Annotated in this window: 20 protein-coding genes and 1 pseudogene; 14 read left to right on the top strand and 7 right to left on the bottom strand. The window is 70.7% G+C overall.

Annotated elements, in window-relative coordinates; all coding sequences use genetic code 11:
* Positions 1-13: 13 nt before the first annotated feature.
* A complete protein-coding gene (locus WHN02_RS06050; protein WP_434743836.1) occupies positions 14-772 on the bottom strand; it encodes a DUF2637 domain-containing protein in 759 nt (252 codons plus the stop codon).
* A 74-nt stretch (positions 773-846) separates the two neighbouring features.
* A pseudogene (locus WHN02_RS06045) lies at positions 847-1,238 on the bottom strand (hypothetical protein).
* A gap of 245 nt (positions 1,239-1,483) precedes the next feature.
* Between WHN02_RS06045 and WHN02_RS06040 the strand changes: the two are divergent.
* The 3 genes from WHN02_RS06040 to WHN02_RS06030 all read left to right on the top strand — a co-directional run bounded on the left by WHN02_RS06040 (position 1,484) and on the right by WHN02_RS06030 (position 3,201).
* The gene (locus WHN02_RS06040; RefSeq protein WP_434742434.1) at positions 1,484-2,347 is read left to right on the top strand and encodes a MerR family DNA-binding transcriptional regulator; all 864 of its coding nucleotides are present in this window, start codon (positions 1,484-1,486) and stop codon (positions 2,345-2,347) included.
* Positions 2,348-2,438: 91 nt separating this feature from the next.
* The gene (locus WHN02_RS06035; protein ID WP_434742433.1) at positions 2,439-2,741 is read left to right on the top strand and encodes a type II toxin-antitoxin system Phd/YefM family antitoxin; all 303 of its coding nucleotides are present in this window, start codon (positions 2,439-2,441) and stop codon (positions 2,739-2,741) included.
* 67 nt (positions 2,742-2,808) lie between these two features.
* Complete coding sequence (locus WHN02_RS06030; RefSeq protein WP_434742432.1) at positions 2,809-3,201, top strand: hypothetical protein; 393 nt, start codon at positions 2,809-2,811, stop codon at positions 3,199-3,201.
* 138 nt (positions 3,202-3,339) lie between these two features.
* On the opposite strand, the gene WHN02_RS06025 is transcribed toward WHN02_RS06030, so the two are convergent.
* Together WHN02_RS06025 and WHN02_RS06020 are read right to left on the bottom strand one after the other, a co-directional pair.
* Positions 3,340-3,699, bottom strand: a complete 360-nt coding sequence (locus WHN02_RS06025) for a MerR family transcriptional regulator (RefSeq protein ID WP_434742431.1) — start codon at positions 3,697-3,699, stop codon at positions 3,340-3,342.
* 19 nt (positions 3,700-3,718) lie between these two features.
* A complete protein-coding gene (locus tag WHN02_RS06020) occupies positions 3,719-4,663 on the bottom strand; it encodes an aldo/keto reductase (protein ID WP_434742430.1) in 945 nt (314 codons plus the stop codon).
* A gap of 265 nt (positions 4,664-4,928) precedes the next feature.
* Between WHN02_RS06020 and WHN02_RS06015 the strand changes: the two genes are divergently transcribed.
* On the top strand, positions 4,929-5,441 hold the full coding sequence (locus WHN02_RS06015) for a hypothetical protein (protein ID WP_434742429.1): 513 nt from the start codon (positions 4,929-4,931) through the stop codon (positions 5,439-5,441).
* A 461-nt stretch (positions 5,442-5,902) separates the two neighbouring features.
* Here WHN02_RS06015 and WHN02_RS06010 read toward each other — a convergent pair whose 3' ends face one another.
* The gene (locus tag WHN02_RS06010; RefSeq protein WP_434742428.1) at positions 5,903-6,241 is read right to left on the bottom strand and encodes a hypothetical protein; all 339 of its coding nucleotides are present in this window, start codon (positions 6,239-6,241) and stop codon (positions 5,903-5,905) included.
* A gap of 466 nt (positions 6,242-6,707) precedes the next feature.
* On the opposite strand from WHN02_RS06010, the gene WHN02_RS06005 reads away from it, so the two are divergent.
* Together WHN02_RS06005 and WHN02_RS06000 are read left to right on the top strand one after the other, a co-directional pair.
* Positions 6,708-7,982 (top strand): acyltransferase family protein, encoded by a 1,275-nt coding sequence (locus tag WHN02_RS06005; RefSeq protein WP_434742427.1) that lies wholly within the window; start codon positions 6,708-6,710, stop codon positions 7,980-7,982.
* 119 nt (positions 7,983-8,101) lie between these two features.
* Entirely contained in the window at positions 8,102-8,578 is a 477-nt protein-coding gene (locus tag WHN02_RS06000; RefSeq protein ID WP_434742426.1) for a hypothetical protein, read from the top strand.
* A 13-nt stretch (positions 8,579-8,591) separates the two neighbouring features.
* Here WHN02_RS06000 and WHN02_RS05995 read toward each other — a convergent pair whose 3' ends face one another.
* Positions 8,592-10,985, bottom strand: coding sequence for a glycoside hydrolase family 65 protein (locus WHN02_RS05995; protein WP_434742425.1), 2,394 nt, complete (start codon positions 10,983-10,985; stop codon positions 8,592-8,594).
* Between the two features lie 171 nt (positions 10,986-11,156).
* Between WHN02_RS05995 and WHN02_RS05990 the strand changes: the two genes are divergently transcribed.
* Positions 11,157-11,780: a phosphatase PAP2 family protein gene (locus tag WHN02_RS05990; protein WP_434742424.1), complete on the top strand. Its 624-nt coding sequence runs from the start codon at positions 11,157-11,159 to the stop codon at positions 11,778-11,780.
* Positions 11,781-11,977: 197 nt separating this feature from the next.
* On the opposite strand, the gene WHN02_RS05985 is transcribed toward WHN02_RS05990, so the two are convergent.
* Positions 11,978-12,739, bottom strand: a complete 762-nt coding sequence (locus tag WHN02_RS05985; protein ID WP_434742423.1) for a prepilin peptidase — start codon at positions 12,737-12,739, stop codon at positions 11,978-11,980.
* Between the two features lie 485 nt (positions 12,740-13,224).
* On the opposite strand from WHN02_RS05985, the gene WHN02_RS05980 reads away from it, so the two are divergent.
* The 7 genes from WHN02_RS05980 to WHN02_RS05950 all read left to right on the top strand — a co-directional run bounded on the left by WHN02_RS05980 (position 13,225) and on the right by WHN02_RS05950 (position 19,499).
* Positions 13,225-13,797: a hypothetical protein gene (locus WHN02_RS05980; protein WP_434742422.1), complete on the top strand. Its 573-nt coding sequence runs from the start codon at positions 13,225-13,227 to the stop codon at positions 13,795-13,797.
* Entirely contained in the window at positions 13,791-14,753 is a 963-nt protein-coding gene (locus tag WHN02_RS05975) for a hypothetical protein (protein WP_434742421.1), read from the top strand. The genes WHN02_RS05980 and WHN02_RS05975 overlap by 7 nt, the downstream gene beginning before the upstream one ends.
* 74 nt (positions 14,754-14,827) lie before the next feature.
* Entirely contained in the window at positions 14,828-15,403 is a 576-nt protein-coding gene (locus tag WHN02_RS05970; protein WP_434743835.1) for an SAF domain-containing protein, read from the top strand.
* Between the two features lie 3 nt (positions 15,404-15,406).
* Positions 15,407-16,204, top strand: coding sequence for a ParA family protein (locus tag WHN02_RS05965; protein WP_434742420.1), 798 nt, complete (start codon positions 15,407-15,409; stop codon positions 16,202-16,204).
* Positions 16,194-17,732 carry a CpaF family protein gene (locus WHN02_RS05960; protein ID WP_434742419.1) on the top strand — a complete coding sequence of 513 codons (1,539 nt, stop codon included), beginning with the start codon at positions 16,194-16,196 and terminating at the stop codon, positions 17,730-17,732. The genes WHN02_RS05965 and WHN02_RS05960 overlap by 11 nt, the downstream gene beginning before the upstream one ends.
* Positions 17,733-17,796: 64 nt before the next feature.
* Positions 17,797-18,636, top strand: a complete 840-nt coding sequence (locus WHN02_RS05955) for a type II secretion system F family protein (RefSeq protein ID WP_434743834.1) — start codon at positions 17,797-17,799, stop codon at positions 18,634-18,636.
* The gene (locus WHN02_RS05950) at positions 18,636-19,499 is read left to right on the top strand and encodes a type II secretion system F family protein (protein ID WP_434743833.1); all 864 of its coding nucleotides are present in this window, start codon (positions 18,636-18,638) and stop codon (positions 19,497-19,499) included. The genes WHN02_RS05955 and WHN02_RS05950 overlap by 1 nt, the downstream gene beginning before the upstream one ends.
* Positions 19,500-19,523 lie beyond the last annotated feature (24 nt).

The raw sequence follows: 19,523 nt of genomic DNA, 5'->3' as shown, positions 1-19,523 counted from the left end.
GTTCTCCCCGGTCTCACGGATCGCGAGTGATTCGGCTACCGCGCGATCGTACGGTCCCGTGTCGACAATCGGCGATCACCAGGAGAGGGTCTCTACGGTCAACGTGAGTCAAGGACGACCTGCTTCGCCTTCCGCCTTCCCGGCCTTGGCTGCAACAACGAGGCGTCGGACATGACGTTCGGATACCCCTGCGGCCGACGCCAACTCCGGCAGGCTGGCCTGGGGGCGCTCGGCGCGCAGCCGGGCTACAACATCTACCGTTCGCTGCCCGCGCTCGGCCGGTTCGCTTCCGTCGTTCAGTGCGCTGGGGCGCAGATCCTGGCACCTGACGAGTCGCCGAACCGCCGACGGCGCCAGCTCGCGCGTTTCCGACCGGAGGCAAGAGGTCCGTTAGGCGCGACTTCGATGGCACGGGCGCAGCGCCGGAGGCCAGCGGCTCTTTCTGCGGGTAAGCAGCCCTCGTCCCGCCTTGGCTGTCACTTGAGACCGGTTGCGCTCTGGTCAGCATCTCCACGACCAGCAGCAGCGCCACCGCCGGCCACGCCGCCACGATCCGCGCTCCGAGGCTTGGCTCGGCGGCGGCGATGTTCGCCGCCACACTGGCCGCCACCCCAACGGCGAACGCCGTCCGAGCCGACCAGCGCACCCGACGATCGGCGCGCTTGTCCTCGACCATGGCTGCCGACGCGACAACCAGCATTCCGTCGACCGATAGCGGCAGCACGTAGGCGACCTCGGGACGCTCCCCGAACCTCAACGCCACGGCGACCATGTGACTCCACGACGACCAGGCAGCAATCCCGGCCACCGCCACCGTGCTCACGTCTCGGGCAAGCCGGGTCGGCGTCATCGAACCACCCCCAGCCCGAAACGTCGCTCGATGGCCCGGACCTCGACGGGACCCACGGACGGACGTCCGCCGATGTCCAGCTGCGTCTGGACATCAGCCCATCGCCGCCACCGTCGGCCGATGTCGCTCGCGCCGAGGCCGGTCGCTCGCACGATGTCCGGTAGGTCCGCACCCGCCCGCAGGGCAGCGTGGATCATCGAGGGTTGCCAACGAGTCCACCAAAACACCATCGCACCGGACAACGCCAGCTCCGCCAGGACATCATCGAGTCCGGATTCCGGCGTGCGAGCGACGGCATGGTCGGGAAGATTGAGAAGGAGTTGGAACGGGTTGATCTCTTCCGATCGGCGAATCGCACCGGTGGATCGGTCGGTCGGGCCGGGTTCATCGGGCACCCTCCGGTGCCCGTGAGCTAGGCAAACGCAGGGGTAGCGGGTCACCAGCGATCGTGGCGGTGTGGTTCGCATGGTGGTACCTCCGGCCCACCGACCGCACCGCACCATGGGTCGTTCCTCATGAGCGCCCCCGTCCGTTTCGGGCGGGGGCATTGTCGTGTCGGTTGGATGGGGTTGCACATGCCGTAGCGGCATGTGGTGGGGTCGGGCCACCACAACACGAAAGGCTCTGTCTGCGATGTACCCCTCCCTCACGCCTCCCCGGCAGGTCAAGATCGGTGATGCCGCTACGTTCGCCGGGATCACCCCACGCGCCATCCGCCACTACCACGAGATCGGTCTGCTGCCGGAGCCCGAGCGCGGCGGTGACGGCCGCCGCCGCTACGGCTATGACGACATGACCCGCCTGCTGTGGATCCGCAAGATGGCTGATGCCGGTATCAGCCTGGACGACATGCGGGCCGCCTTCGGCGAAGCCCGGGACGAAGCCCTGGATATCGAGTCGGTCCTGAGCAGGCTGGAGGGCACCTTGGCGGCGCAGGAGGCCGCCGTCAAACGTCGGCGCGCGGCCGTCCAGCGTCTGCAGGCGGTGGGAAGCCCGCTGGGGCTGCTCTCCGAACTGGTCACGGACCGGCTCAGCCACCTGCCCCCGGGCGCGTTGCGCCCCTCCGATCTGGACGCCCTGCTGGTCACAGAACGGATCTTCGGGCCGCTGGGCGCCGCCATCCAGGCCGGCACGTTCATCGTGCTGGCCACCCACCCCGACCTGCGAGCCGAGGAGGATCGTCTTGAGGCGGCCGAGGCTGCCCTCGACGACGGCGTCGAACCCGACGACCCGCGCGTCGAAGAGCTCGCCGTACAGCGATGCGCTCACCTGATGGCCCTGAATCAGGCCATCGAGGCAGCTGGACTCGACGCGGCCGAGGAGAAGATCTTCGAGAGCTATGACGCCGACCTGACAGGGGAGGAAGGCACACAGATGAGTGCCGCCACGGCGATCACCAAGATGCCTTACGGCTTCTCGCCTGCCCGGATGCGCTGCGTGGAACTCGCTGGACGGCTCTTCGGGGAGGCCCTCGCCGACGCCTCCGCGGACATCTGATCGCCTGTGCCTGGCACCGACGTGCGCTTGACGAGGTCGACGATATTTCAGGTTTGACCATAATTACGACCGGTCGCTAAAAATGGCTCCCATGGAGATCATTCCAATCACCGAGGCCAAGGCCCGGATCGCCGTACTCGCCGACCGGGTCGCCCGGAAGCACGACGCGGGGTCGACCCACTACGGCCTTGTCCCCCACTTCACGATCAGGCGCAACGGCCGGGCCGATGTCCTGCCAATCTCGGAGTCGATCCGGGAGACGCTCGACCTGCTCTCCGACGACGAGGCTCGGGCGGACCTGCGCCAGTCGCGGGAGGACTTCGTCGCCGGAGACACGTTCTCGGTGGACGAGGTCTGCACTGAACTGAAGCGGCGTCGAAGCAAGACAGCCTGATGCCTCGCAGGGGCAGGTGGGCGGGACGACCGCACCAACGAAACGCAACCCGACTAGTGTCAGGGGCGTGAGGGCACGTGCTGCGAGGTATGAGCCGCTGACAGTGGCGCGCCTCGGCATCCTGCTCGTCGGGGCCGACGAGACGCGACGGTGGCGGTTGGTGGCGGAGTTCCTGGAAGAGTACCGATGGGAGCCGTCCGAGATTCGCCCTGGTCTGCTGGAACAGGAACCCTCCCCGACGGGGGACGAGCACTGGGACGTGTTCCTTGCAGCGTTGACCGAGCATCTGGCGGCCAAGGACGGGCGTGGTGCGCCGTCGTGGGCCGAGACCCGGTCGCTACGGCGTTTCTGGTTTCCCTTCAACACCCCCGCTGCCCGGGTCGACGCTGTGGTGCACGCTCCGGCAGCGTTCCGACGCCGCGGCGTGTACGTGTCGCCGCAGGAGCTGAACGTCGCATGAGCCTCGATGATCCGCTGATAAACCTCGCCACGATCGAGGATGCCCTTCGTCGGAGATCTGTCCCGAGGAGGAGATCCCAGGTCGGGCCAGGCTGATGCTCGACGCTGTCGTTCGACGGCGATCAGGAGAGTCGGCGGCTCAGTCAGCGGTGCTGTAGTACGCGATCTTCTCGTCCAGGACCGAGATCGCGGTTTCGATATGGGCGGCGCGTCGTTGCAGTTCGCTGCGATGTCGGGTGAGGAACCCGACCCGGTCACCTGCCGCGTCTCCCGCGCGCAGCATCGACGTGAACTGTCTCAGGTCGGCGATGCCCAGGCCGGCGTCGCGGAGGCAGCTGATCAGCCCGATCCAGAACACGTCGTCGTCCGAGTATCGGCGCTTCCCGCCGGAGGTACGGTCGACGGGACCGATCAGTCCCTCGCGTTCGTAGTACCGCAGCGTGTCCAGTGTGAGACCGGTCCGCTCGGCCACCTGCGCCGGAGGCAGCGATGCCGTCATCGTGGGCTTCCGTTCCTGATCAGCGGGCGGCGGCCAGGCGGGCCATCTGCTCGTCGTCCAACTGCACGTCCACCGCGCCGACGGCCTCGTCGAGCTGCGCGAGGCTGCTCACCCCGACGATGGGCTGGATGTCCTGCCGCAGCAGCCAGGCGAGGACCACCTGGTTGCGGGTCGCTCCCGTCTCGACGGTGACCTCGTTGAGTACGCCGAGAACCCGGATGGTCCCGGGGTGGTCGTACGCCTCGGGGAAGGGCTTGTCTGGGCGTACGTATCCGCCGTGGATCAACGGGGTGTACGCCCACACGTCCAGGCCCTCGGTGCGCGCGTAGTCGAGGTCGTCGGCGGCGAGGAGCTTGTGGCCCTGGTCGGGCAGTGTGGCGCCAGGTCTGGGCTGCACCAACGAGTGCCGCAGTTGCACAGCCGACCACTGTGTCACTCCCTCGTCTCGCGCCAGGGCACGCGCCTGCTCGACTCGCCACGACGCGTGGTTCGCCGCACCCACCCGGTGTACGTCCCCACTGTCGACGAGCCGACCGAAAGCGCTGACGGTCTCGGAGAGCGGCACGGTCCGATCTTCGGCGTGTGCCCAGAGCAGATCGACGGCGTCGACGCCGAGCCGGGACAGGCTACCGGCGACACCCTTGGCGATCGCCCCTGCCGACAGTCCCTCTGCGGACTCGGGCCAGCGGTGCGGGATCAGCGGGTCCTGCCGGACCTTCGTCGCGATCTTCACTCGTTCCCGCACTCCCGGGCGCGCACCGAGCCACGCCCCGATGACGCGCTCACTCGCCCCGCCGAGACCGTCCGGGTCGGTCCAGAACGCGTAGCAGTTGGCGGTGTCGAGCCACTCTCCGCCGACCTCCACGAACCTGTCCAACAGCGCGAACGCGCGATCCTGGTCCACCAACGTGCCGTAGCTCATCGTCCCCAGCACCAGCCGGGCGACTCCCGTGTTCGCTGCCATGTCGTGGACTCTGCCACCTGGAGCGCGCTCCAGGTCAAGCCCTCGCACCCCGACCAGGGTCACGACCGACAGCCCCTCAACGACCGGACAGGGCCTGCCCCTTCCTTGTGCTGGGAAACTTCGCGCGCATTCACGGGGTACCCGCGCACTCGACACCTCGGAGTCGACACGCTGAGTGGCGATCGGTGCACCGTCCGATGTGGTAACCCGTCGGTGTGGAAGTGGGCGTGGTCGTCGCTTCAGCCCTTCTTTGCGGGAGTCGGCCGTGTCGCCTATCGCTGATCCGCGTTTCGGTGTGGAGCTTCGTCGCCTACGGACGGAGGCCCGCGTCTCGCTTCGCGCCCTCGCTCAGGTGGTCTTCCAGAGCAAGAGTCAGCTTCACGACGCGCCGGGGTGGTGTCCGTCGGCGGCGGAGGTGCACCGGCACGTCGGGCACGCGTGGTTGACGTTCCAGCACGGTCACTACGCCCAGCTGGTACGGATGTTGCCGGGTCTGCTCCAGGCCGCCCAACGGCTGCACGCCGTCGACCCGAGGCAGGGGGTTGGGCTGCTGGTCGAGGCGGACCGCCTCGCGGCGGCTGAGGTCCGGTGTCGGCCGGTCGGGCGGACCGTCCTCGCCGAGGTGTACCGGGACGGGCCACCCTCGGCCGGGGTGGCGCGGCTGGTGACGGCGATCGGAGTGGTCCGACCACCCACGTTCAGGGGGATGGCCGGACCGTTCACCAGGTCGTTCGGAGCGGCCGGTCAGGACCGGGGGCGACCGTCCGAGGGGCAGTAGAGGATCATGTCGACCCAGGTCGCGCTGCGGTTACGCTGCCACACCCCATTGGCGCAGTTTCCGTCGTACTTGGCAATGAGGCTGCCGTCGTACGTGCTGATCCGCTGGACGACTCCGCCGGCACAGCTCCAGTACTGCTCCCGGGGAATGGTCTCCGTCCCCGTCCGCGTGCTCCAGCACTTCCAGATCTCGGTCGCGCTGTCTGCGGAGGCCGCCGACGCTGGCGCCGCCAGGGGAGAAGCGATGAGCATCGCTGCACCGACAAGCCCGAGGGCGAACTTTCTCACTGTTGTACCTCTCGTTGACCGGAATGGTTGGTGGTAGATCGAACGCTCTCGGTCGCCGCGCAGCCGTCGTCACCTCCAGCTCCAAGAAAGGAAACATGAAGACAATTATTGCAAGCCAGCATTAGGTCCGGAGAGATTCCAGGAACCATTCACCGAATCGTTCGGATGGGCCGGTCAGGACCGGGGGCGGCCGTCCGAGGGGCAGTAGAGGATCATGTCGACCCAGGTCGCACTGCGGTTACGCTGCCACACCCCGTTGGCGCAGTTCCCGTCGTACTTGGCGATGAGGCTGCCGTCGTACGTGCTGATCCGCTGGACGATTCCACCGACGCAGCTCCAGTACTGCTCACGGGGAATGGTCTCGGTGTTCCCCCGCGTGGTCCAGCACTTCCAGATCTCGGTTGCACTGACCTGTGCGGGGACCGCCGACGCGGGGGCAGCCAACGCTGGCGCCGCGAGGGGAGAAGCGATGAGCATCGCTGCACCGGCAAGCCCGAGGGCGAACTTTCTCAACTGATGCACCTCTCATTGATAGGGGTGTTTCCGATAGATCGAACGCTATCAGCCGCCGCGCGGCCGTCGCTACCCCTCAACCATGGACAGGGTGGGTGCAACAACTCTCACACGTCAATTTATCGCCAATCTGACCTGCACTTTCACGCAGTGCCGGAGACTGCCCGGAAACACTGTGGGTACCAACATCGACGTAGATGCGGTAGTGTCCCGCGCCGGCGATGCCGTCGACACCCACGAGGCATATTCGTTTTCCGACACAGACGTCCGTCAGACTTCCTTCAGGCAGCTCCCAGGAACACTTCGGCAGTGATGCCGCATCGCCGTCACGCGCACACCGGCCCGCCCAGCCCCGCCACCGGCACCGGCACCGGCACCGGCACCGGCGAAAACGGGCAAAGCATAATCAAGCATGTCAGATTCGGTCATAATCCTGACAGTCATCGTTGTCTGTGAGGAGTCACCTGTGCTCGCGTCCCGACTTCAGCGCGCCCGTCCGACCCCACTGTCGGAGCGCTACTCGGCCCGGCGAAACGCGTTCGGAACGCTGCGGGTGGCGTTGGCCGTCGGCGTGATCGTCGCCCACGCCTGGCCACTTGGATTCGGTCGACCCGCTCCCGGGCACGGCCTCTCGTCCGGGCAGAGCGACCTCGGCGCGCTGTCGCTGTACGGCTTCTTCTTCGTCTCCGGGTTCCTCATCACCGACAGCGGGCTCCGCTCCTCGTTCACCCGGTTCGTCAGGGCCCGGCTGCTTCGGGTCTTCCCGGGGCTGTGGGTCTGCCTCCTGGTCACCGCGTTCGCCTTCGCCCCGTTCGTCGCCCTCGTCGAGCGCGGCACACTTCGCGGCTTCTGGAGTCACCCGCAGGGACCCGTCGAGTACGTCCGGACCAACTGGTTCGCCTCGATGGAGCAGTTCACCATCTCCGGGCTGCTCACCAGCACGCCGTTCGGCCAGGTCGGCGGCGGCCCCAGCGCCTTCGACGGATCACTCTGGACCCTCCGCTACGACCTCGCGTTCTACGCCGTCGTGGCCGTACTGATCGGGACGGCGGTGCTGTCCCGGGCACCCCGGGCGGTGTTGGTCCTCACCGGGGGCTGCTACCTGCTGATCCTGCGCGACGTCCTCACCGCACCCGACTGGACGAGTCGCCCACCGGCACACGGTGCGGTGGGTCCGTTCCCGCTGATCGGCTCGTTCGCCGCGGACTGGATGCTCCACCTCGGCTTCCTCTTCCTGCTCGGGGCGGTGCTGCGGCTCTACGCGCACCGGGTTCCGATGGACGGCCGGATCGCCACGGTGGCCGCAGTGGTGACAGTCGGGACGTTGGGATGGGGCGGGTTCTACGCCTTCGGCCTGCCGGCCTTCACGTACCTGCTGCTCTACGTCGCGGTCGCGGCACCGGACCGGTTCACCCGCCACCTCCGCCGGCACGACTACACGTACGGCCTCTACATCTACTCGTTCCCGGTTCAGCAGGTGATCGCGCTGCTGGGCGGCAACCGGTTCGGGATCACCGCGTACGTCCTGCTCAGCGTGCTCGGCAGCCTGCTGTTCGCCGTACCCTCGTGGCATCTGGTGGAGCGACCGGCCCTGCGGTGGAAGGCCGCCGCGCTCCCCGGCCGGCACCGGCAGCGTCACCACCCCGTGCCGACGGTCGCGGAGGGGGACCGCCGGCCCGCGCAGACGGTCGCGGAGCCGGTGGGTCCGTTCGCCTCGGCCCAGACCACCGGCCGGTCCTGACCGGATGACCTCCGGGTCCGCCCGGCCCGGTCGGCAACCCGCCGACCGGCCGTGTCGTTGATCCGGTTGCGACCGTCGGTGGTGGGCGCGACCGTGGCGACGAACAGAGGGGGTACGCCGTGACCGGTGCACGCAGGACCGTCGAGGTGGACGAGGTCCTCTTCCGGGCGGTGTACGACTCCCCCGCGAGCCTGCCCGGTCGACACCGGTGGGTCACAGCCGAAGCCGACGTACGCCGGATCGAGAAGCAGCTCGGGATGCCGCCGCGCACCATCGGCGCCCCGCTCTGGGTCAGCGGCGACGAGCCGGACTGCCCCAAGTGCGGCCGACGGGTCAACTGGCTCGACATCGTCTCGTCGGCGCTCTCCGGGGTGCACGACCGGGCGATGATCGCCCGGGTGATCCTCGGTGACCGGCGGTACGTCAACACCGAGGTCCCGGCCGCCATCGCCGGGGTGTACTGCGTGGACTGCCGTACCCCGATCGGCGGGCTGCGCAGCTTCAAGTGCCACAACTGGGCGTACGCCTTCGAGGCCCTGGAAGGGGTCCTGGCGAGGATGTCCGGCCTGCCCGCACCGGCCGTCCCCGCCGACTGACGGTGCCCCTTCCCTATCGGCGGGAGGGGCGGAGGGTGGGCGGGCTCGCAGGCTCGGGGCCGTGGTCGGGCAGGTCGGGCAGCGGCCGGGTGACCGGGGCGGCGGCGGTGACCCGGAGCTGTTCGCCGTGGTGCCGGAACTCCACCTCGGCCCCGGGCTCGGCGTCGGGCAGCTCGTACCGGGCGCCCGCCGGGGTCACTGTCACCTGGAGCCGGTGTCCCCGCCACCGGAGGCTGAACACCAGCCGGTCGACCCGGTCGGGCAGTCGGGGGTCGAAGGCGAGGAGTCCCTGGTCGTCGCGCATGCCGCCGAAGCCCTGCACCACTGCCAGCCAGGCCCCGGCCAGGGAGGCCAGGTGCAGGCCGTCGCCGGTCTTGTCGCCGAGGTCGGCGAGGTCCTGGAGGGCGGTCTCGGCGAGGTAGTCGTACGCCAGGTCCAGGTGGCCGAGTTCGGCGGCGACGATCGCCTGCGCGGACGCCGACAGGGACGAGTCGCGGACGGTCCGGGCCTCGTAGTAGGCGAAATTGCGGGCCTTGGCCTCGGCGTCGAAGTCACCGGGGAATCGCTGCACCGCCAGCACCAGGTCGGCCTGCTTGACCACCTGCTTGCGGTACAGCTCCAGGTAGGGGAAGTTCAGCAGCAGCGGATAGTCGTCCTCGGTCATGGCGTCGAAGTCCCATTCGGGCAGTTCGGTGAAGCCCGCCGACTGCTGGTGCACCCCCCGCTTGCGGTCGTAGGGCACGTGGACCGCGTCGGCGGCGGCCCGCCAGTCGGCGATCTCGGCCGGTTCCACGCCGAACCGGGCCGCCACCTCGGGGTGGGCCTCGGCGGCGTCGGCCGCCCCGCGCAGGTTCCGCCGGACCATCAGGTTGGTGAAGACGTTGTCGTCGACCAGGGCGGTGTACTCGTCGGGGCCGGTGACCCCGTGGATGTGGAAGCTGCCGGTGTCGGAGAAGTGTCCGAAGCCGTGCCAGAGTCGGGCGCTCTCCACCAGCATTTCCAGCCCGGCCTCGGCGAGGAAGTCCTGGTCGTCGGTGGCGGCGACGTAGCGCAGCACCGCGTCGGCGATGTCGGCGTTGACGTGCATTCCGGCGGTCCCGGCGGGCCAGTACCCGGAGCACTCCCGGCCGCCGATGGTCCGCCACGGGAAGGTGGCCCCGGTCAGCCGCAGCTCGGCCGCCCGGTCCCGGGCTTCAGGCAGGTGGGCGTGGCGCCAGCGCAGGGCCGAACGGACCATGGCGGGAGCCAGGTAGGTCAGCACCGGCAGGACGTACCCCTCGGTGTCCCAGAGCACGTGCCCGTCGTAGCCGTTACCCGTCAGCCCCTTGGCCGGGATGGTCCGGTCCACGTCCGGGCGACCGGCCTGGAGCAGGTGGAACACCGAGAACCGGATCGCCTGTTGCAGCTCGTCGTCGCCGTCGAGGACCACGTCGGCGGTCCGCCAGGCGACGTCGAGGGCGGCCCGCTGGTCGGCGCGGAGGGCGTCGAACCCCTCGGTACGGGCCGCCGCCGCCTCCTCGGTGACGTGGTCGGCCAGGTCCCGGTCACCGGTGCCCCCCGCCGTCGACGTCCACTCGTACGCGGCGAACTTGTCGAGCCGGACCCGCCGGCCGGGGGTCAGGGTGCCGGTGAGGGTGACCCGGAACCGGTCGTCGGTGAGGTCCACGTCGGTGTGCCACTCGTCGGGGGTGTCGACCACGTGGGCCACCCCGACGGCGACCCGCTGTCGGCTGTGTTCGGTGCGGTGCACGAGGACGCCGTCGACGCCGTCGTGGTGCCGGTACTCGCCGGTGAGGGGGTCGGTGATGATCGAGGCCGCCCGGGGGTCGTCGGAGCGTTCCGGCACCCGCTCGTTGGCCTGGAGGTCGGAGGTGATCCGCAGCTCGACCGGCCCGTCCAGGGGCTCCACCTCGTACCGGACGGCGGCGATGGGATGCCGGGAGAGGGAGACGAGCCTGGTGCTGCGGATGCGTACGCCGTGCCCGGCGGGCGAGATCCACTCGGTGAGCCGTTCGACCACTCCGGCCCGCAGGTCCAGGGTTCGTTCGTGGTGGCGCAGGGTGCCGGTCCGCAGGTCGAGTGGTTCGTCGCCGACCCGGAGCCGGACCAGGGCTGCGTTGGGCGCGCTGATCACGGTGTCGCTGCTCTGCGGGAAGGCGTACCCGTCCTCGGGGTAGGTCAACTCGCGCTGCTCGTGGAAGCCGCTGAGGTAGCTGCCGGGCATTCCGTACGGCTCGCCCTCGTCGAGCGTCCCGCGCCAGCCGATCCACCCGTTGCTCAGGGCGAAGATCGATTCGGTCTCGGCGAGTCGGTCGAGGTCGGACTCGGTACGCCGGATCCGCCAGCTCTCCTCGTCCGCCGCATCGGGCAAGGTCGCCTGCCCATCGACGGTGGGGCTGCTCTGCACGTCGCCTCCAGCTCGGGAGTTCCACTCGTCGCCGGCCAGCCGGGGCTGACCGAGCGGCCACTGAGTCTCAGGTGAGGTTTCCGGTTCACCAGTGAACGCTGGTGGTGAACGGAGATGATTTCCTGCGGTGCCGTGCGGTAAACAGACGCTGAACGCATGATGGGATAGGGTATGTTTCACACCAGCGTGACGGATGTTCCCGACATCAGCACTGATTTGTACCAGGACGTCGTGGAGTTCGCCGACGCCAATCCCACAGCCGCCCAGTGGTTCATGGTCCACTTCACCGAGGCGTCGATCATCCTGCTCGGCCTGCTCCTGCTCTTCGCCGCCTGGCGGCGCCTCGGCGGCAGCCCCGGGGACAAGGCTCTCGTCCTGGTCGTCCCGGCCACTGTGGTCTTCGCGTACGGGCTCAGCGAGGGACTCAAGCTGGTGATCACCCAGAGCCGCCCCTGCCAGGTCCTCACCGACGTGGCCATCGTCGCCTCGGAGTGCCCCACGGTGGGTGACTGGTCCTTCCCGAGCAACCACTCGACGATCGCCGGTGCGCTGGCCGCCGGCACCTACCTGCTGCACCGCACCCTCGGGTGGTACGCACTGCCGATCGCGGCGTTCTCCGCCTTCTCCCGGGTCTACGTCGGCGTGCACTACCCGCACGACGCCCTGGTCGGCGTCATCCTCGGCGCCACAGTGGTCCTCCTGCTCGCCCCCCTCCTGGTCACCCCCACCACGAACCTCATCCGCCGCCGCACCCACCGCAGCCAACAACCCGTCCCCACCCACACCCCCCACTGACCCCACCCACCCCACCCCGCCGCCCTCCGCCCGCGAGGGGCCGCCCCGCTGCCACAAGTCCCGTGATCAAGGGGTTTGCGTCACCGACGGACCGCCCACTGACACAAACCCCTTGATCACGCGGGCGGCCGGGCGGGCGGCCGGGCGGGCGGCGGGCGGCCGGGGAGGGGAAGGGAGGGGAGGGTCAGGGGGGTGGGTCAGTGGGGTAGGAGGAGGAGGGTGGTGAGGGTGGCGAGGGTCAGGTGGGGGCCGAAGGGGAGGTGGGTGGACCAGGTGGCGCGGCGGGCGGCGAGCAGGGCCAGGCTCACCAGGGCGGAGAAGCCGAACGCCAGCAGCATCCCGACGACCAGCGCCGACCACCCGTACCAGCCGAGCAGCAGGCCCACGCCGAGCGCCAGTTTGGCGTCACCGAGGCCGAACCCGCGTCGACCCAGCAGGAGTGTGGTGGCGGCGAAGGACAGCGCCAGGACGAGCCCGGCGGCGGTGGCCCGCAGCCAGGGTGCCGCCCCCGCCCCGGTGACGGCGGCGAGCCCGAGCAGGGTCCAGGTGCCGGCCGCCGCCGGATAGGTCAGCCGGTCGGGCAGTCGGTGCACCGCCAGGTCCACCAGGGTCGCCGGCACCACCCATCCGAGCCACCACAGCAGCGCCACCGTCGGCAGGGGCGGTGCTCCGATCAGGATCACCGCCGCCACCGCCGCCACGACGGCCGCCTCGACCACGCCGGGCGGCGCGCCGACCCGGGTGCCGCACCGCCCGCACCGCGCCACCGGGCTCAACGCCGGCCACGGCCGGTCCAGGCCGATCGGGGCGGCACAGCCCGCGCACCCGGCCCGCCACGGCGACCCCACGGGTACGGCGTGCCGCACCACCGCCAGCCGGAGCAGCGGTACGACGGCCAGGGCCGCCGACACCCGTACGCCCCGAGACGTGGGCGATGTCTCCCGGGGTTTCACAGGCATGTCGGGGCCGCCCCCACCCCCGGGCCACCCAGCACGTTCCGTAGTCGCGGCGGGGCCTGGTTGTTGCGGATGGCGCGAGAAGTGACCGGATTGCATCGACGTTGACCAGCGGATCTCCGGACACCCGAAGCCTTTTCGGCTGCACTGCGTCCCGTTTTGGCCCACCGCTGATCGGACCACCGGAACGCACCGTGATCTGCCACCCGACACCTCCCCCATCCATCACCGTGCGTATTCGGGCGAATTGCCTCTGTTGTATCGGCGGGCGTCAGCTTATGCTCGCCCCCTAGGCACTACGCAACCCCGAGAACCACAGGCGCACGAGGCTGACCAGGACGAACACAACCCCTGCAATTTCAAGATCCGTACAGGTGAATGTGGAACAGGCGCATCGGTTCCGAATATCGGGATCCGGAGACACTGCCGCATGCCCGGAGGTCGTCGACGATCCCGGGCCACCCTCGGGTCGATCGAGGAGGCACCCGTTGTCGCGCGCACGACAGCCCCGTCGACGCAGCGCCGGCCTGGTCGTGCTGGTGGCGCTGGGAGTGGCTGTCGGCGGATGCGGCACCGATCCGCCTCCCGTCGACCCGTCGCGGGCGACCGGTGCCGCCACCACGGCCCGCCCCTCCGCCCAGGAGGAGTCGGCGGCCCGAAAGGACGCCCTGGCCGCGTACGAGGGATATCTGGAGGCGACCAGGATGGCCAGCCGTACCAGTGACCCGCAGCATCCGGAGTTGACACGACATCTCGCCGACCCCCTGCTGACCCGGGTTCGACTGACGATTCGCCAAGCCAAGGAGAACGGCGCGATGCGTACCGGGAAACTGGTTTCCGATCCCACGGTGACCGGCGTCGACCTGGAGGCCGACCCCCCGACGGTGGAGATCCAGGACTGCCTCGACACCACCGGATATCGGCTGGTCTACACCAAGGACCGCAAGGTGGTGCCGGGTTCGGCCGGCAGTCGACACCTGGCCACCGCCACCGCCGTCAGGTATCCCGACGGCAGGTGGCGGATCAGCAGGGGCAACGCCCACCAGGACCAGCCGTGCTGACCCGGGGTCGGACGTCGGCGGTGTTCGCCGCGCTGCTGCTCGCGGCGGCCCTGGTCGTGGCCCCGTCCGCCGGTGGCGACCGGCCCGGCGGGGCGGCCCGGGCCGCCGGTCGGGCCGACCCGGGCGCGGAGTGCCCGCCCGGGCAGGACGACTGCAACGTCTGGGACGACGACCCGGGTACGCCGGGTGACCCCGGCGGTGGCGGGGACGGCGACGACGGTGGGGACGGCGGCGGGCGTCCGGGCGGCGGCGGCCCGGCCGCCAGGTGCCAGTGGGAGGGACAGGAGTACCCCTGCCACGACAGCGTCCTCGGCTCGTTCAACAACGGCGACGGCTGCTACTACCGGGTCTCCGAGCCGCAGCCCACCGAGGTCGAGGGCAGCCTCTGGTACACGGTCACCTGCGTCGACGACCCCGGTTCCCAACGGCAGGAGCTGCGCGACGTCCCGCCCCCCGGCTTCGGTGCCCCACCGGACCCGGAGGAGCTGGCCCGCCGGGCGCTCGCCTCGATCAGTCTCCGGGAGCCCAACATCGCCGTCGCCCCCCGCCGGGGCAACGGCCCCGGCCTGGTCGGGCTGCCGGTGTGGATGTGGGCCAGCCGTGGGCCGAACTACTTCGGACCGATCAGCGCCTCCGCCTCGGACCGGGGGCTGACCGTCACCATCACCGCCCGGGTCGACCGGACCGTCTGGAACATGGGCGACGGGGAGAAGCGCACCTGCCTCGGCCCCGGAACCCCGTACCGGGCCGACGGCCCGCACGCCGGTGGGCCCTCCCCCGACTGCGGATACGACGACGGGTACCCGAAGGCGGGCCGGTACCGGATCAGCGCCACCACCTTCTGGACCGTCAGCTGGAGCGCCAGCAGTGGCGGGGCGGGGGACTCCTTCACCCTCACCCGGACCAGCAACGCGACCACTATCGAGATCGACGAACTTCAGGTGGTGACCAGGTGAGTGTGGTGACGCGCAGCGGTACCGGCCCGGTGGACGCGCCGGTCGTACCGCCGAAGGTGCTCCGACAGCGCCGGATGCGTCCCGGGCTGCTCGGCCTGGCGGTCCTGCTGATCGCCCTCGGCGGGCTGGGGGCCGCGTTCGCGGTGACCTCGGTCCGGGCCACCGGCACCTACCTCGCCGTCGCCCGCGCCGTCGAGGTGGGCCGGGAGGTGGGCGCCGACGACCTCGTCACCGTGCAGGTGGCCGGCGGGCAGGGGCTGTCCCCGGTGGCCGCCGACCGGATCGGGGAGGTGGTCGGCAAACGGGCGGCGGTGTCGCTGACCCCGGGCACCCTGCTGACCATGGCCCAACTCACCGACGACCCGCTGCTCGGCTCGGGGCAGCAGCAGATCGCACTCGGCCTACCCCCCAGTGAGGTGCCCGCCCGGAAGCTCAGCCCCGGCGACGAGGTCCTGCTGGTCACCACCCCGGACCGCAACTCCGACGGCAAGGGTCCCGGCACCCGGTTCGAGGCCACCGTGATCGACACCGCCACCCCGGAGACCGGCAGCGTGGTGGTCTACCTGGCGTTGGCCAACCGGGACGTCCCGGCGGTGGTGGTGCTCGCCGCCCAGAAGCGGATCGCCCTCGTCCTGACCAGGGCGGCCTGAGACGTGGCGATCGTCGCGCTGGTCTCCGCCAAGGGGTCGCCCGGTGTCACCACCACCGCGCTGGCCTGCGCGCTGGCCTGGCACCGTCGCCTGATCCTCGCCGAGTGCGACCCGGCCGGGGGTTCGGTGATGGCCGGTTACCTGGGCGGGGTGCTCAACGGTCCTCGGGGCATCGGCGAGCTGGCCGTCGGTGAGCTGCGCGACGGCAACCTGGAGCAGGCGTTCTGGTCCCAACTGGTCGACCTGGACGCGCCGAAGCGGGAGCGGCTGCTGCTGCCCGGGGTGGTCGACCCGGCCCAGGCGGGCAGCGTCACCCCGCTGTGGCAGCGGTTCACCGACTTCTTCGCCGACCTGGAGAAGGGGCGACCGCCGTACGACGTCCTCGTCGACTGCGGTCGGCTGCACGTGTCCGGCCCGCCCTGGCCGGTCCTGCGGGCGGCCACAGTGGTCCTCCTGGTCACCCGGGCGAACCTGCCCGACCTGTCGGTCACCCGGTCCGTGGTCCGGGCGATCGAGCGGGACTTCGTCGAGCACCGGGTGCCCTCGGGCACGCTCCGGCTGCTCCTGGTCGGCGACGGACACTCCGACGCCGAGATCGCCAAGGCGCTGCGGGTCCCGGTGATCGCCCGGATACCCGACGACAGGCGTACCGCTGAGGTCCTCACCCTCGGTGGGACCGTCCGGGCCGGTCGGCCGCTGATGCGGGCGGCGCGGGGGCTGGAGGGTCCGGTCCGGGCGATGCTCGAACACCGTCGGGCCCGGGTCGCCTGGCCGGCGGAGGAGGTGCCGGATGCGGTTTGAGCCGGTCCAGCACGACCCGCGCGGTCCGCAGCCCGGGGTGACCTCGATCGCCCCACCGTTGACGGCCCCGAACGGGCATCCCCCGCCGCCCCAGAATCCGGCTCCCACCCCCGCCGCACCGCCTCCACCTGCGGAGACGCCGTCCCGCCGGGCCGACTTCGCAGTGGTACGGGAGCTGCGCCGGGAACTGAGCGAGCGGCTGACCCTCTGGCAGCGCGGCCGGGAGTTCACAGTCGAGGAGGAGGACGTCGAGCGGGCCCGGCTCGCCGTCGACGTGGTCGCCGGGTACGCCGACGCGGTCCGTCGGGCCGGCACCCCCATGCCCGCCGGTGAGGAGCGGATCCTGCTCGACCAGGTGACCGCCGAACTGGTCGGGCTGGGCCGGTTGCAGACCCTCCTCGTCGACACCTCCATCGAGGAGGTGCACATCCTCGGCTGCGACCAGATCCGGATCACCCGGCACGGCGGCGGGGTCGACTGGGGGGAGCCGATCGCCGACAGCGACGCCGAACTGGTGGAGATCCTCCAGGCGGCGGCCCGTCGGGCCGGGGCGACCGAACGGTCCCTGTCGACCTCCAAGCCCACGCTCGACCTGCAACTGCCCGACGGGAGCCGCCTCGCGGCGGTGTTCCTGGTCAGCCAGCGCCCGTACGCGGTGATCCGCAAGCACAACACCCTCGACGTCACCCTCGACGAACTGGCGGGTGGCCGGGCCGACCTCGACGAGATGGTCGACCCGCTGCTGCGCGACTTCCTCCGGGCGTCGATGCGGGCCGGGCTGAACATCATGGTGGCCGGGCTGGCCGGGGCCGGGAAGACCACTGTGCTGCGGGCCCTGATGGCGGAGATCCCCCCGGACGAGCCGTTCGTGCTGTTGGAGGAGAGCCGGGAACTGCTGCCGACCCGCGACGGCGGACGGCACCGGGCGGTGATGAGCTTCGAGGCCCGGGAGGGGCACGGCGAACGCGGACTCGACGGGCGACCGGCGGGTGAGGTGAGCATCGCCGACCTGATCCCGGTCTCCCTGCGGATGGGCGTGCTCCGGATCATCGTCGGGGAGGTCCGGTCCCGGGAGATCGTGCCGATGCTCCAGGCGATGACCACCAGCCGGGGGTCGCTCTGCACCATCCACGCCCGTACCCCGGCGGGAGTGAGCGAGCGGATCATCGAGCTGGCGCTCTCCCACGGGCGGGAGATGACAGTCGAACAGGCCCGCCGGATGGCCGGCAACGCCCTGGACCTGATCGTCTACGTCAGCGTCGAGGACGAGACCGCGATCGGGGGTCGCAAGCACCGGTTCGTCTCGTACGTCGACGAGGTGGTCGGGGTGGGCGAGGGGAACCGGATCGTCACCACCGCCGTGTTCGCCCCCGGCCCGGACGGCCGTGCCGTCCCCCGGCACCTCCCCGAGCGGGTACGCGAACAGCTGCTCCGGGTCGGCTACGACGCCCGGTTGCTCAGCCGGTGGATCGACGCGGGCGCCGGGGCCTGGCGTCGTCCCCGCCACACCCGACTGGCCCGGCGGTGAGACGGCCGTGACCAGCAGCATCGAACTCGTCGCGGTGTTCTCCGGGGCGGCCTGCGTCGCCGGGATGATCCTCGCCGTCGTCGCCCTGGTCGGCACCCGTCGTCCGGCCCGCCCCGCCACCGGAGCCGGGCTGCGCCGCCTCTGGGTCGGCCCCGGCACCGGTCGACGGGAGCAGCGTCGACACCAGCGCCTCCTGATCGGCGCGGTGGTCGTCGGGGCGGTGGCCTTCCTGCTGACCGGGCTGCTGATGGTGGGGCTGCTGGTCGCGATCGCGGTGCCCGGGGTTCCGTGGCTGTTCTCCGTCGGCCGGGCCGAGCAGCAGGCGATCGCCCGGGTCGAGGCGGTCGGCGAGTGGACCCGCCGACTCAAGGACGTCTCCGCCGTCGGCCAGGGTCTCCAGCAGGCGATCATCGGGACCGTCACCACCGTCCCGGAGCAGATCGAGGACGAGGTACGCGTCCTCGCCGCCCGACTCCAGGCCGGTTGGTCGGCGCGGGCCGCCCTGCTCGCCTTCGCCGAGGAGATCGGGGACCCGGTCGGCGACCAGGTGGTGGCGGCGCTGATCCTGCACCTGACCGATCGGGGGGAACGCCTCGGCGACGTACTCGGGTCGATCGCCGCCGCCGCGTCGGCCGAGGTGGCCACCCGACGGGAGGTGGAGGCCAAGCGGACCCAACCCCGGTTCGCCGTCCGGTTCCTCACCGGGATGACCCTGGCGACCCTGGCGTACGGGCTGCTCAACGCCGAGTACATGCAGCCGTACGGGACCCCGACCGGGCAGCTGGTGATGATCGTCCTCGGGGCCGGTTTCATCGCCCTGCTGGTCTGGGTCCGCACCATGAGTCAGCCGCCTCCACCGGCCCGGTTCCTGCCCGCCCCCGACCCGGAGGAGGCGCTGCGGTGATCCTCAGTTGGCAGCTCACCCTCGCCGTGGTCGGTGGTGGGGTGGTCGGGTTGGGCCTGTTCCTCCTCGTCCAGGAGGCCCTGCCGGCCACCCCGGCGCTGGGGCCGGCGCTGCGTCGGCTGCACCAGCCCCCGGGGACCGGCCGGTCCACCGGCAGCCGTCGGCTGGACTGGCTCGGTGGGGCGGCCCGGTGGGTCCGGCCACCGCACCGGGAACTGGCCCTGATCGACCGGACCCCGGAGCAGTACACGCTGTCCCTGCTGCTCTCCGCCCTCATCGGGTTGGCCGCGCCGACAGTGCTCGGGACCGTCGCCTTCCTCGCCGGGATCGGGATGCCGCTGGCCCTGCCGGTCTTCGGGGGGATCGGCGCGGCCGCCCTCTGCGCGCTTGTCGCCCACCGGGACGTACTGAACCGGGCCGACCGGGCGCGGGCCGAGTTCCGCCAGGCGGTCTGCGCCTACCTGGACCTGGTGGCCCTGCAACTCTCCGCCGCGCACGGGCCGGTGCAGTCCCTGGAACGGGCGGCGATGGTCTGTGACGGGTGGGTCTTCGACAGGTTGCGGGAGTCGCTGCGGATCGCCCAGATGCAGATGCACTCCCCCTGGGACGAGCTGCGGGACCTGGCCGACAAGTTGGGCATCCCGGAACTCGGCGACGTCGGGGCGATCATGCGGGCCTCCGGCAGCGAGGGTGCCCAGGTGCACGAGACCCTGCGCGCCCGGGCGGACTCGCTGCGCGACCAGATCCGCACCGACAACCTGGCCCGGGCCGAGGGGATCACCAGTCGGTTGGACATCCCCGGTGCGCTGCTGGTCTTCGTCCTGCTCGGTTTCGTCGCCTACCCGTTCGTCGCCCGTCTCTAGCCCCTTCCATCCCTAGGAGCAACC

It is taken from the genome of Micromonospora sp. SH-82 (genome assembly GCF_051132485.1).
Taxonomy (GTDB): domain Bacteria; phylum Actinomycetota; class Actinomycetes; order Mycobacteriales; family Micromonosporaceae; genus Micromonospora.
This window is presented reverse-complemented; position numbering and strand designations above follow the sequence as displayed.